Here is a 13,432-nt window from a genome sequence, read left to right on the forward strand (position 1 = left end):
CTCTTCGCTTAATGCGCCGCCCACGCCCTCCGGCATATCGCCAATCAGAGAAAAGGTTCGCGATGCAGTTCGTACACGAGTATCCTTATCAAGTTGCTAAATCACAACGATCGACTCTCTCTCACTAACGATGAAGGCCGCTTCCAAATTCGCAATTGTGTTGGTCACAGCACCAAATCTGAATGTCGCCCGGCAATTATCAAAATTAGCCTTGGAAAAGCGCCTGGTGGCCTGCGCCAATCTGATACCAAAAATTGAGTCGCACTACTGGTGGCAGGGCAGAGTTGAAAAAAGTGCTGAGGTTTTAGTGATTATGAAAAGCACTAAGTCCAAGCTGCCAGCTCTGGAAAAACTCATTTTAGCTGAGCACCCGTACGACACGCCCGAATTTCTTGTGCTCCCCGTGAACTTTGGAACGGAACGATACCTGGATTGGATCACCAGGTCGGTCACTGCAAAGTAAAGACCAGGATTCGCTACTTCCATGAGCAGTTCATCATCCCAACTTAAGCCTGTAGGTTTGATTGATGGCAAGCTTCGTCCCTGCCCTGATTCACCCAACTGCGCCTGCAGTCAAAACGCTGATCAACAACATCTCATCGAACCTTTCCAATTCAACGGTTCCCGTTCAGAGGCTTGGAGCCGGCTCAAACAAGCCCTGCTAACCCAAAAACGGGTTACGATTATCACCGATTCCTCAAACTATCTTCACCTTGAATTCCGTAGCGTAATCCTGCGTTTCGTGGATGACGTCGAATTTTTATTGGCTGAAAATGTCATCCACGTTCGCTCCGCTTCCCGTGTCGGTTACTCGGATCTGGGAGTGAATCGCCGTCGTCTCGAGACCATTCGCCGTGCTTTTAATCAATTGAATCTCTGATTGCATTAGGAGCTTGTGATAAGCAACCCTTTTCCCTTACGTTGCGACACAATCACCGATGACCTGGTCACAACAATATGATCCGTTGGGCAATGCTGCCCTTTCCACAATTTTAGCTGCTCTGCCGGTGGCAGCTCTGCTTGGATCCATAGCCCTCTTCAAAATCCGCATTCATTTTGCCGCCATCGGCGGGTTGCTTGTCGCACTCGCGGTGGCAATCTTGGTGTTTCACATGCCAGTGAAACTTGCAGCCGCAACTACATTTTATGGCGCAGCCTATGGCTTGTTTCCGATCGGTTGGATTATCTTAAACCTGATTTTTCTCTATCAACTCACGGTTGAGAACGGCTACTTCACCATTCTCCGCAGCAGCCTGGCAACCCTGGCTCCTGACCCGCGCATCCAGGTAATCCTCATTGCCTTTTGTTTTGGTGCTTTCTTCGAAGGTGCGGCCGGCTTCGGCACTCCGGTCGCCGTAACCGCCGCCATTCTCATCCAACTCGGATTCAAACCGCTCCAGGCTTCAGGATTGTCACTGATTGCCAACACAGCACCAGTGGCTTTCGGCGCTTTGGGAACACCGGTCATCGCCCTCAGCAAAGTTACCGGCATCAGCGAGCTTGCGCTCTCCGCAATGATTGGACGGCAGTTGCCCTTCTTTTCCTTGCTCATTCCTTTTTGGGTGGTCTGGGCTTTTGCCGGATTCCGCGGCATGATCGCAATCTGGCCGGCAGCTCTGACAGCAGGGCTTGCGTTCGCCATACCTCAATTCCTCGTTTCGAACTTCCATGGCCCCTGGCTCGTGGACATAATCGCTTCGCTTTGCGCCATGGCCGCGGTTGCCATCCTCTTACGTTTTTGGCAACCAAAGGCAATTTGGAAGCACGATACTCAAACCGCATCCGATGCACCAACTTCACTTCCTCACCATGGCGGCATGGTTGCTCGCGCCTGGACCCCATGGATTCTCCTAACCGCTTTCGTTTTCATCTGGGGTGTGCCGAAGGTCAAGGCAGGTCTCGATTCCCTCTCGACTCCCAAATGGGAAGTTCCAGCTTTGCACAACGCCATCGTCCGCGTGCCGCCAGTAGTTGTACCTCCCACGCCCAATAAGCCAACTATGGCAGAGCCTGCGATCTTTACCCTCAATTATTTATCAGCCACGGGAACAGGAATTCTTGTCGCTGCCATTATCAGTGGTTTCATCATGGGTTTCTCTTTCAAAGAGCTCATTCGTACCTATTGGAAGACTTTGGTCCGCGTGCGCTACTCCCTGGTCACAATTGCAGCCATGCTCGCTCTTGGGTATGTCACGCGCTATTCCGGCACGGATGTCACATTAGGTCTCGCACTCGCCAAAACCGGCAAACTGTACCCATTCTTTGGCACACTCCTCGGTTGGCTCGGCGTTGCCCTCACTGGCTCCGATACCGCTTCAAATGTTCTCTTCGGCAGTCTCCAAAAGATTACGGCTCAACAAACCGGAATCTCGCCCACACTCATGGCAGCGGCCAACAGCTCCGGCGGTGTCATGGGCAAAATGGTCGATGCCCAAAGCATCGTTGTCGCCAGCACGGCCACGAACTGGTACGGCGGCGAAGGGAGCATCCTCCGCTTCGTTTTCTTTCACAGCATCGCACTCGCTGCACTCGTCGGAATTCTCGTCTTCCTGCAAGCCTATGTTTTACCGTTTTGCAAACTGGTGGTGCGCTGATTAATTGGTCAGGAAAGTTCCATCCGGAGTTTCCAGCCTCACCGCGTCCGGTAATTTCTTCGAGTCGAGCTTCACGATTACCACGTGGTTGCCAGCCGTAAGTTCGGGTAATTTGCCGGTCGCCATCGGGTTGCCATCCACCCACATCCCACAACCATCCGCCCCTGTCAGCGCGAGATGCACGGTGCCATTCCTGGGAACTTGCAATTGTGCCGCCGCATAAACTGCCTTTGGATCACGATCCTTTACCGAGTCCAGCGCGGCCTGCAAATCAGACTTCATCAAATGCCCGTCTACCAGCGTGTAAGCCTGAGTCCAGCCGCCATCGGTTAACTTGCTTTTCAACACCTTGTCATCTCCAAACTGCGCCACATCTATGGTCGCCGGATACAATCTCCACAACCTCGCCACATTCCCCTTTGAAGCGTCGTATGTGCCCGGCTTGCCAAGGTCGGAAAGGAAACGGAACAAGTTAAGCCGCTCACTGCTGCTCAAGGAGTCAATCAATCCCGACGGCATCAAGGAATTTCCCATCTTCCGATTCTTAATATTGTTCTTGGGAATCGAAACTTCCTTATCCGTCGTATCACGCAAGACAAGTTGCTCGTTATTTTCACGAACCAGGATGCCGGATATTTCCTCTCCATCTTTCGTCTCAATCAGCAGGGAATGGTATCCTTCCTTGATTTTGCGGTTCGGATAAAAAACGGATTCCACCAGGTAATCCGGCTGTGCACTGGCTCCAATGCTGGTCAAATCCGGCCCCACTTTTCCACCCACGCCACCAATGGCATGACAATTAACACAGCCAATTTCCTTGCGTCTGAAAATTTGCTCACCCAGCTTTGCATCCCCCTCTCGAATGGAGGTTTTGGCGAGCAACCGCATTTCAGCGTCGGACAAGCCCTGTCCTTCGCCTTCCAAATCTGCGCCTCGCGTCAGCGCCACCACCAAATCCGGTTCGTTGCGCCCGCCTTCACGCGCAACTTTCAAACCAGCCTTCGCCATGACTGCGGGCAAGCCTTCTTTCGGCAATGCCTTCGCCACCGCTGTCGATGCACCTTTGATACCCAACAATGAACGCCACAACTCCACCGCTTCCTTTTCGGTCTTCGCATCACTCAATAATGAAATGAGTGGCTGCTTGGCCTGTTCCATGTCCAAGCCGGCCAGGGCCATCACAGAACCACGCCGAACCACGGCATCATTTTCTTTGCTGGCCAGCGGCAGCAATTTGGCAACAATTTCTTTGCCACCCATTTCCCGCAAACCATCAAATGCCGCACGTTTCGTGCCCTCAGTCGACTTTTTGTCAGTTGCAATCGCCAGAATTTGGTCGCTCAACCCGCTGCATTTCCAGGTCCCGGCCAATCTCAAAGCCACCTTGCGGATCTTCTCGTCGGAATCAGCAAACAACTTGCTGACACCGTCCAAATCTCCTGAAGGCTTCGCATTTCTCTGTTTCATCGCATCGGAAAGCGCGGCCAAAGCTCGCACCGAAGCCTCCGCATCCAAACCGCCATCCAGGAGTTGATCAAAAAGCCGTTTCAACTCCTTCTCACTTCCCGCCTGGCCAATCAACTCAATCCACGGTCCATTCCCATCGCGCTGGATGGCCGTTTTGCTCAACACCTGCCCGAGCACGATATTTGCCTGAGCCGGTTCAATGGCCTTCAAAGCAAATTCCAACTGTTTCTCCCGCCCTGCCGGATTCCATTGACCCGACTGCACGGCATCCAACCATGGCTTTGCCAGATCATTGATGCTCAGCCACACCGCATAATCCAGGAATGGATCCATCGGTTTGTTCAAAATGTTCAACACTAATTCAGCTGAGCGAGCACTCGGCATTTCAGCCAAGGCTCTTGCTGCTTCGATGCGCACTCTCGGAAAATCATCCATTGACCGTTTCTCGAGCAATTCCATTGGATTCTTGAGACGTGGATGCCAATAACTCACCACACGCGTCGCCGCGGCCCGGATGTGTCCATCCTTTGCCTCCAGCATTCTGTCCAACAACGCAGGTTCCACCACATCGACTGCTTGATACATCCATAACGCCTGTAGCAGGGCCGTTTCATCCTTTTGCTCCTTCGTCCATTTAACCAGGTCAGGAACAATCTTCACCCCCCTCTCCACCAATACGCGTTTGGCCTGTTGTTGATTGTATTTGTTTGGCGAAACAAGCTGTTCGAACAACTCCTTATTCGAAGCTTTTACCAGCTCCGGCCGTTTCAGCAAGGGACGTCCCTTGGCCGCAACCCGCCAGATGCGCCCATGCTCATGGTCACGACGCGGATCGCGGAAATCCACTTCGCCATGCTGAATAATCGGATTGGACCAATCCGCAATATAAAGCGCGCCATCCGGCCCAAGTTTCACATCAATCGGCCGGAAGGTGACGTTGGTGCTGCGAATCAGGTCTGGCAATTCCTTGGAAGCATAAGCCGAATCCTTCTCATCCACCGCAAAGCGAACCACTCGATGCGCCCGGAAATCACAGGTAATCGCATTCCCCTGCCAATCATCCGGGAATTGCTTGCTATAGATGATTTCCAATCCGCAAAACTTCGGATAGTTCCCCGGACTGACACTCTTCAACTCCCGGCGCATCGATGCGTAAGTGAAATAGGTTGCTCCAGGAATTCCGTAAGTAATCCCTTGATTACCCGCACCATCAGTCACAAACGACTGCCCGAAATCGTCAAATTGATGTCCCCACGGATTGCAGAAACCTTTCAAATAAACTCCCAACTCCACCGTCGACGGACGCAAATGCCAGATGCCGCCGCTGTTCAAACGCTCCACTCCATTCTGCGTTTCCATATGGCTGTGGATGTATATTGATTGATCGAAATAAAGCATCCCATCCGGCCCCCAATGCAGCGTATGCACGATATGATGGGTATCCTCCGTGCCGAATCCTGAAAGCACAATTCGCTTCTGGTCTGCTTTGCCATCGCCATCCGTGTCCTTAAAGTGAATCAACTGCGTCCCCTGTCCGACATAGACTCCACCATCCCCCGGCTCCACGCCCGTGGGAATCAGCAGGCCATCGGCAAAAACCGTCGACTTGTCCACCTTACCGACTCCTTTCGTATCCTCGAGAATAAGAACTTTGTCGTTGGCTTCCTGCCCTGGTTGAATCTGGGGATAAACTTCCGAACCCACCACCCACAACCGACCTTGCGGATCAAAGTTCATCTGGGTCGGCTTGGCGATGAGAGGACTTTCGGCATAGAGACTAACCTCAAACCCGGGTGCCACATCAAAATCAGGCAATGGCAACGGCTTTGTATTCTCCCTAAACGAATTGTCCGGTTTCACTTGATTCTTGGCTACGTTTGCTTCGGACTTCTTCACACGAACTAACTCAAAATTATGCGCCACAGGCATGCGCAATTGAGCGATCTTTTGCTCCTGTTCCGCCACCAAAGGATCGAACATCGGGATCTCCTTGGCATTTTGACCCTGTTCGTATTTGCGGAATCCGAAGAGATAGGTTTCGTTCTGGGGACGCCAGCGATCAAAATAAAGCCGGTTCTTCTTTAGAATGGCTTTGCGCAATTCCTCGGCCTGATCCCATTGCGGCCCTTGAGTAATCGCGACTCCTTTTTCCCAATCCTTCTCGGTCCCGGATGCAACTACGTTTCCATCCACTCTCAATTCATAGTGTCCAGTCTTCAACCCATGCACCTGAACCAGTGAAGGCGCATCTGCCGTGTGAACCAACCCATGGTTGTCCCGCAACACCGGTTCTACCAACTGCAAATCAATGCTCGTAAACCGCACCTGGTCGGCACCCTTTTCCAGTTTGGAAACCTTCGTCCCATAGCTGCCGTCTGTAATCTTTCCTTCGGCCGTGATTTCCACACGCCAAAGATTCGGCTCCCAGACAAACCCTTTCTCCATCGCTTCAGCCATCCGCAGGTAACCATAATCAGAAAGGTGGATGCCGTTCTCCGTGTTGGCATGGGGAGGACGTACCAAGGTCCCGTCACCCAGCAAATTATTATATAGCGAAACGTAGTAAGCCTTCCGTTCCGTCGCAATTTCATTAACCGCCTTGGCATACAACGCCAGGTTCTTGTTATGCTCCGTGGGATCAGGTAAAGGCGCACCCAAAGCCTCATGGCGAACTGGCGTCAGCATGATAAAGCGCAACGACTTGTTGGTGCAAACGGTCTGGATGGTATCCAACAGTTTGTTCAGGTCAGCCTTGAACTTCGGCAATCCCGCTTCTCCGTCAAAAGAACTGGCCATTCCATAACCCACGATCACGACCGTCGGCTGCAATGTCTCAATCTGCTCCTTCAGCTTTTCGAATCCTTTTCCCGGTTTATCAAAATCAAAGCTGGCGCGTGAAATCCCTTCCGGCGTATCAGCGCTCCACCCCAGGTTGCGGAAGGTCACATTCCTTTCGGGAAACCGCACGGTAAGTCGCTCCTCAACGTACCCGTAGGATTGTTCCCGCTCGATCAGTGTGTCTCCAATCAAAACCACCCGGTCACCATCCTTTAAATCCAACGTTGGCTTGGGTAGTGCCCCAACAAAGCTGCCAACTGTCGCGCTAATAACGGTGGCGAGCAAAAAAGCCACAGCCCGTCCACCGCGCTTCATATGAGACAAATCAGATTTCATTAGTCGATTGTTATGGTTTAATGCTTACAGTAAACTGTTCCCGACCTTGCGAAGCAAGTACATGAACGAGTCCCTACAAGATATTCTGGGCAATCAGGTTCGAGCCATATCCCCATTTTGTTTGCGGCATGCATACTCGACGCCCCTGAATATGGGGAAATTCAGAAGAAACACTTTTCCTGCTGATTTCCAATTGAACATGCCGAATCCTGACGTAGATTGAGGTATGGGTGCCATGGATCACAAGGTTATCGCGACGTTTCTGATATCGCTCCTTTGGTTCGTCTTGGCGGTTGGCGTACTAATGACGATCGCCATTATTCATTGGAGACGTTCCCGCGTTCCCGGTCATACGGCCGATTTGGATTTACCCAAGTCCCCACGTCCCTATTGTCACTCAGCGGTTAAGAATTCATTGCTCCACCGCCCAACCTGTTGGCTGGCCATCAAAAATAAGAACCTTTTGACGATCCAATCCGCGCTCGCCTTGCATAACCCCAAACCTTGCTCCTGGCTCGAGGGCATTTCGGGCGATGGCGACCAAAAACTCTTCGTCTCCCCGCCTGTAAATGGTTGGGTGCTCGTCATCGGCTCGGCCCTGCCTGATCCCGGAGAGGACATCGACGCCTGCTTCCGCTTCCTCCTCGATCTCAGCAGGAAAGTCGGCCATGTCCAATATTTCATCGCCAATACGGTCTTGAACTACCATGCCTGGGCCCAAATGGAATCCGGCCATGTCCTGCGCGGCTATGCTTGGGCTGGCAAAACACTTTGGAACCAGGGTCCAACCACCCAGGCAGAAATCGATCTGGCCATGAAATGCTACACCTATACCGATCCCGGTGAAGCACTGCCCTTCAGTTCGTCCGAACCGAGCGCCAGCAATTCCGAAAAGGTCCATCTCCTTGCCTCCCGCTGGAGCATCGACCCCGAAGAAATCGACGACCATTTCATCGACCAGGAATGGGGCATCGTCGGCGAACCCTCGAAACACTTTTGATGCATCCCCCTCCGCACGTTGCATCCAACCGGTAAATCCCTTGTTCATTCTGTCTCCAATATTTTTTTATCAGGTTAACCCAGTTTAAGTCAGTTTAGCTCAGTTCAACCAATTCCCCGGCACCCTCGCTTTGAATCCTCCCAAGCCACACTCCTGGAAAAAAATTGTCGAATCGCCGTTAAGTGCCGATAGCTGTCGCTGCCTGCCATTTCCCTCCCAACTCCGCCCTCCGACGCTCCTCCTCCATTTCCACCCAGGCACAAATCGCCCCTCCACCCCGCCTCCTGCCGGCCCCATACCAATGAATAACCTGCAGACCATTTCATCATAAAAAATTTTTAACCGACTAATACCGACTATTGGCGTCTATTACCGTCCGAACCACTTACACGTATCAATCCCTGTCTCGCAAAAACTCCCGCTCGGAATTCGTAACCACACGACCCGCACATTGGGTGCTTGGGAATTTATCATTGGACATTTCTTTATCTCCCCTTTCATATGCCTCCCAGACTACAAAACCCCCAACCGCTGTCAACCAATAAACCCATACATTCACATAGTATCAGTTTCCATAATCCTCCCACCCCGCCAATTCCGCCACCAGCTTCACTAATCCTTCCCACCCCATCCGCGTAAACGACCGTGCTCGGAAGTGTAACCCATCACTCCGGATTGTTTGTTACCTACCACTCCGGTTCATACCGTGGATATTTTTTATGCAAAAGACTGGCCGGAGTGGGGGCGGAAATGAGTTTAACCGTGCTGGCCTACAACCTGAAACGCGTTTTGAACATCGTCAGCCTCGAGGATTTGATCAAGGCCGTGGCAGTGAAGGAATAAAAGGAGGGCGAAAGCCCTCTTTTGCCACTGGCGACGCCCATAACCACCTGGAACGCTCCCATTCCCAGATCAATAATTTGGCCTCCCGGAAAACTTCAAAAAGAAAAACCTCAAAATCCGGTGAACACCTCGCCAACCCCACGCCATTTACAAAAAGTAAAATACTTTTCACACAGGCTCGCGCGGTGTTAGGCGACTTGCGTTTCATTTGAAGTTCTCAAGCGGAATTTCCCAGGTGCCAGTGATTTTCAGATCAAGCTGTGAAACGGGCTCTTTGCGAAAGTCGGTCCGATTAGCGGATGTCTTGGTGTCCCAGTTGAGGTTGTCCGCCTGAGTCTTTGCCGGCACGAATGTCCGGGCATCCGAAAGTGTTTGGTAAGGCAGCCAATTCTCCAAAGTCTCCTTGCCATTCACTTTGATTTCGTCGGCGGTCCACACTTTGAAGGAACGAACATAATCGGACCACATCTGGAACTCGTAGCTCTCAAACTCCACTCTGCCGCCGGGTGGAAGCCTGAAGAGCCGAAAGCCCTTGTCATCAGTGACGTTCAGAACTGTGATTCGGATCACCTTCCCTTTGCTGCCTGACTCAGCCTTGTAATATTCTCCCGTATTGAAGCCATCCGCAGGAATCCAAGTCGGCTCGAAGCCCTCCGGGATTCGGACAGGCTTGTTCAGTCCCGGCGGTTGGTCGCAATTGTAGGGCAGGACGAACCAGAGTGGCGTCTTGGTGCGATTGGTCAGCACGAGGGCCGCGCGGATAAACTTCATGGGCGGCTTGCCCTCATGTTTGGAAACGAACGTGGCAGACACAGGAGGTGGCAAGCGGTCTGCGGCGTCACCAGTCACACTGGCAACGCTCGCGACCGCCACCACCAGAAAGGTTTGAAAAAGAGTTTTCATGGAAAACGCTCGAGTCGCCTAGACCTTATGCCTCGGCGAAGGGTTTAGCAGCGCATGGTTAGGCGGCTCCAGTGTTCCGGATATGAAAAGTTTATATCGAACTTCTTCGCCCATTTCGCTGTCTCCTCTGTGTATACATGGCCCGGGAATGAACATGTTGGAAGATCTGCAACCCGTCCGATCATGAGTACTCCGCCCCGCGGACACTTTGGCATGGGAGGCGCATTGCGGCCGAGGTATGGAAGAATATCATCCACTGTCGGTACTGCATTCGAGTAAACGGTCCTGTAATCCTCGGCCCGGCCGCTACTCCCTCGCTCAGAACGAAACTTCTCCAGTGCCCACTGTTGCTTCGCACTATCAATGCATATCATATTATGGATGCATTGCGCATCCAGTGCTTTCCTATGTTCGTGAACAAGCCACGCAATCCCCGCGATGAGAGAGAGAATGCTTGCTACCGAAATTCCGATTATAGTCCTTCGTTTCATGTCAGTGTAGTAGCCGCCTAACAATTAATATGCGACACGTGTCGCAATAATTCCCATATACGAACAATATTTCGAGTGTCAGATGTCATTCGGCAAGGCATCCTGCATTGAACGCCGAACAGGTTTACTGCGACTGGCTCAAGCGATGCCGCAATTATCTTCAAACACTGCCGCCTCACTTGCCCAGCGAACTCAAACTGGAACGATTCAGGCTACTTACGCAAACGGTAGAACCGGTTCCCGCTCGAAGCGGAATTCGTGACGGAGTATCGGTCGTTCACGATGCCAATTTGGCTCGCAATTGTTCCCCAATTCGTTGAGTCCAACGTGGCGTTGGTTTCCAAAATGTAACCGGTGCTGTTGGTCGTCCAGGAAATCACGGTATTGGGCGAGGCCGCCTGAATGCGCAAGGCAAGGTCCAGCGGCGTCACATCCGCCCAGGTCGTGCCGACGCGGAGATCGTCAATTTGAGTGCTGCTGGGTTCCACGCTGTTATTCCGAAGGAAAAATGATTGTATCTGGTTGTTACTGACATCTCCGCCCAAGGAGGCCGCGGTGACCACTGGGGTGTTTGCACTTTCCAGGCTTCCTGGAACCGGGTTGACGTAAAGCTTCGCCACATCATCATTCGTCGTTCCGGAATTGAAGGTGTAGGAGACCACAATGAAAAGAGTGTCACTCGTCGTGTAGACATGATTGGGGTCGAACGTGCGGTTGGTGTTTGCTGCGGTGACGCCCACACCGAGTTGATAGCCTTGGAAACTCGCAGCGCCGGTAGTGTTGTTCGGGTCACCAGTGCGGATGAGCAAAGGTGCTGCCGCATCGCCGAGTCCTATCGCGGTGCCAGTTTGCAGCTTCTGGTTGAATCCCAACATGAATGAACCATTCGTCCAACTGCCTGCCGCCGTGCCCCAATCGTTCGCAATGATGCTAGTGACCTTAAGCGTAAGGGAATAATAGAGCGTTGGCGCATTGGCGATGTTATAGGGCTTCTGAGAGAGGTTGCGGGCGGCGGTGCCGCTTTCGCCCGCTCCATTAAGAAGGACACTATTGTCCCCCGACCCGGTGAGCAATCCCGGATAACTCAAACTGCCCAAGAAGTTCGTCGGATGGACGCCACCACCCGCGTAGGCCACCCAATTGGTTCCCGCCACCGTCGCCAGTTGCGCATTAACATTGGTGTAGTTGAACGAGTCATAGAAGTCCAAGCTCGCCTGCAATGGAGAAGCCGAAGCAGCGATCAGGACAACCGCACAAATCAGTTTCGTCAAGAAACGGACAGGGGTTTCTTTTGTAGGCGTTATGGGTTTGAGGAAGTAATGGATGGGTAACGTCTTCATCCTGCAATCCTCCCCATTTACAAGAAGAGAGACAAGAATTTTAGGGACGAAAGAATTCGGGTTTTTCGCACATCAACGCCCTCGCACCGATTCCACCAGTTCCGACAGCGGAAACCAATGGCGGTGGATTGCCCAGCGGCTTGAACAGGGACCGCCACCAACATACAATCGGCCGTGTTCAAGTAGCCCATTGAAGGGTTGGTTCTCTCGTATGTTGGCTACCTGGGAAGCGTTCTAGTTTATCAAAACTTTTTGAAGGGCAAAAATGTCAACGCACGAAGCAAAGCGAGTGAGATCGAATCGAGAACTTTGGAATAATCTTGCCAGGGTTCATTTTCATTCGAAGTTTTACGATGTGCCCGGTTTCTTGAAAGGGAAATCTTCTCTCAACCCCATCGACTTGCAGGTGCTCGGCGATGTGCGGGGAAAGTCTGTCTTGCATCTACAATGCCATTTTGGGAAGGACACGCTCTCTTTGGCTAGAATGGGCGCTGTGGTAACTGGAGTTGACTTCTCGGAGGTGGCCATAGAGAAGGCGCGAGAGCTGAAAGAGGCGTCTCGACTGGACGCCAGGTTCATCCACTGCGACGTCAATCACCTTGATGAGTCTCTCGACAAGAAATTTGACATCGTGTACGCGTCGTTCGGGGTCATCGGGTGGCATTCTGACCTCGGAAACTGGGCTCGGATTGTCTCTCGTTTCATGAAAAAGAAAGGCAAATTTTGCTTCGCAGAATTTCATCCGGTGTTATGGATGTTAAGCGACGATCATTCGAAAATTGAGTATTCCTACTTCAAATCGGATCCCATTGTTGGAGAGAACGAGAAATCATACGCCGATCCTGAGTCCAAAAACCTGGGCACGTCCCACTGCTGGAATCACAGCCTCGGCGAATTATTTGGCGCCCTTGAAAGCCACGGCCTAATCATCAAGGACTTCAAAGAATACGACTTTTCACCATATGCCACGTTTCCGGATGCCATCGAGAAGAATGGCAGGTATTATATCAAAGGCCTCGAGCACAAACTTCCCTTGACCTATTCATTAACTGCCATCAAGAAAGCGTAAAAAAAAATGGGTCACCTGAATCTAAACAATTCATCGATGTTGAACCTGGTTCCCGCGCCAGATAAAATATCATCCTGCCATCCGAGCCCAAGCCGACCATCATTCATAAATAAAAGCACTGACAGTCAACACGCTTGAGCACACTCTGGAGTCCAAGCAACAGGCCAATCCAAAGATAATTGGCACGGGCAAATGACTATTTTTGAATTATTTCCATTTTTTATCGCAATCGGTGTCGCCGCCGTGGCTGGATCACTCTTGGCCAACAAAACCGGATTGAGCACTGTTTGGGTGTGGACAATTGCCGCCCTGCTAGGAATCGCTTCTATTGGAGCAAATCGGTTGACCTTGGGAAAGCTCGCTTCATGGTTAGACCAAAGGAAGTGGAGAAAGGAGAAATGGGAAAGAGAAAACCGAAAGTATCGAGAGTTTGACGCGGCTAAAACTTATGTGGGCGAGAAGAACCTCTATTACCAATGCCTCACCTGCGGGAATGCAATTCCGACGATGCCGAAAAAGGATGTTACCTGCAAGTGCGGGAACATCACGGT

At 51.8% G+C, this 13,432-nt stretch carries 9 protein-coding genes; 6 read left to right on the forward strand and 3 right to left on the reverse strand.

Annotation, left to right across the window (positions count from 1 at the left end):
• The first annotated feature begins 130 nt into the window (after positions 1-130).
• The 3 genes from cutA to CFLAV_RS09920 are packed head-to-tail and all read left to right on the forward strand — an operon-like array spanning position 131 to position 2,594.
• On the forward strand, positions 131-463 hold the full coding sequence (gene cutA, locus CFLAV_RS09910) for a divalent-cation tolerance protein CutA (protein ID WP_007414570.1): 333 nt from the start codon (positions 131-133) through the stop codon (positions 461-463).
• A 21-nt stretch (positions 464-484) separates the two neighbouring features.
• Positions 485-880 carry a DUF1499 domain-containing protein gene (locus CFLAV_RS09915; RefSeq protein WP_007414571.1) on the forward strand — a complete coding sequence of 132 codons (396 nt, stop codon included), beginning with the start codon at positions 485-487 and terminating at the stop codon, positions 878-880.
• Positions 881-938: 58 nt separating this feature from the next.
• Positions 939-2,594: an L-lactate permease gene (locus CFLAV_RS09920; RefSeq protein ID WP_007414572.1), complete on the forward strand. Its 1,656-nt coding sequence runs from the start codon at positions 939-941 to the stop codon at positions 2,592-2,594.
• On the opposite strand, the gene CFLAV_RS32120 is transcribed toward CFLAV_RS09920, so the two are convergent.
• On the reverse strand, positions 2,595-7,235 hold the full coding sequence (locus CFLAV_RS32120; RefSeq protein WP_007414573.1) for a PVC-type heme-binding CxxCH protein: 4,641 nt from the start codon (positions 7,233-7,235) through the stop codon (positions 2,595-2,597). It lies immediately after the preceding gene.
• Between the two features lie 463 nt (positions 7,236-7,698).
• Here CFLAV_RS32120 and CFLAV_RS09930 point away from each other — a divergent pair, with 463 nt between their 5' ends.
• A complete protein-coding gene (locus CFLAV_RS09930) occupies positions 7,699-8,235 on the forward strand; it encodes a hypothetical protein (RefSeq protein WP_150107350.1) in 537 nt (178 codons plus the stop codon).
• A 645-nt stretch (positions 8,236-8,880) separates the two neighbouring features.
• On the forward strand, positions 8,881-9,078 hold the full coding sequence (locus CFLAV_RS34845) for a hypothetical protein (protein ID WP_150107351.1): 198 nt from the start codon (positions 8,881-8,883) through the stop codon (positions 9,076-9,078).
• A 204-nt stretch (positions 9,079-9,282) separates the two neighbouring features.
• Here the strand turns inward: CFLAV_RS34845 and CFLAV_RS09940 are convergent, their stop codons facing one another.
• The gene (locus CFLAV_RS09940) at positions 9,283-9,981 is read right to left on the reverse strand and encodes a hypothetical protein (protein ID WP_007414576.1); all 699 of its coding nucleotides are present in this window, start codon (positions 9,979-9,981) and stop codon (positions 9,283-9,285) included.
• A 703-nt stretch (positions 9,982-10,684) separates the two neighbouring features.
• The gene (locus CFLAV_RS09950) at positions 10,685-11,812 is read right to left on the reverse strand and encodes a hypothetical protein (RefSeq protein ID WP_007414577.1); all 1,128 of its coding nucleotides are present in this window, start codon (positions 11,810-11,812) and stop codon (positions 10,685-10,687) included.
• Between the two features lie 289 nt (positions 11,813-12,101).
• On the opposite strand from CFLAV_RS09950, the gene CFLAV_RS09955 reads away from it, so the two are divergent.
• On the forward strand, positions 12,102-12,881 hold the full coding sequence (locus tag CFLAV_RS09955; RefSeq protein WP_202796874.1) for a class I SAM-dependent methyltransferase: 780 nt from the start codon (positions 12,102-12,104) through the stop codon (positions 12,879-12,881).
• Positions 12,882-13,432: the final 551 nt, after the last annotated feature.

Source organism: Pedosphaera parvula Ellin514 (genome assembly GCF_000172555.1).
Taxonomy (GTDB): Bacteria; Verrucomicrobiota; Verrucomicrobiia; order Limisphaerales; family Pedosphaeraceae; genus Pedosphaera.

Bases quoted from the DNA above. Each gene is read 5' to 3' on its own strand.
- CFLAV_RS09920 (WP_007414572.1), top strand. From the start codon at position 939: ATGACCTGGTCACAACAATATGATCCGTTGGGCAATGCTGCCCTTTCC.
- CFLAV_RS32120 (WP_007414573.1), bottom strand. From the start codon at position 7,235: ATGAAATCTGATTTGTCTCATATGAAGCGCGGTGGACGGGCTGTGGCT.
- cutA (WP_007414570.1), top strand. From the start codon at position 131: ATGAAGGCCGCTTCCAAATTCGCAATTGTGTTGGTCACAGCACCAAAT.
- CFLAV_RS09940 (WP_007414576.1), bottom strand. From the start codon at position 9,981: ATGAAAACTCTTTTTCAAACCTTTCTGGTGGTGGCGGTCGCGAGCGTT.
- CFLAV_RS09915 (WP_007414571.1), top strand. From the start codon at position 485: ATGAGCAGTTCATCATCCCAACTTAAGCCTGTAGGTTTGATTGATGGC.
- CFLAV_RS09950 (WP_007414577.1), bottom strand. From the start codon at position 11,812: ATGAAGACGTTACCCATCCATTACTTCCTCAAACCCATAACGCCTACA.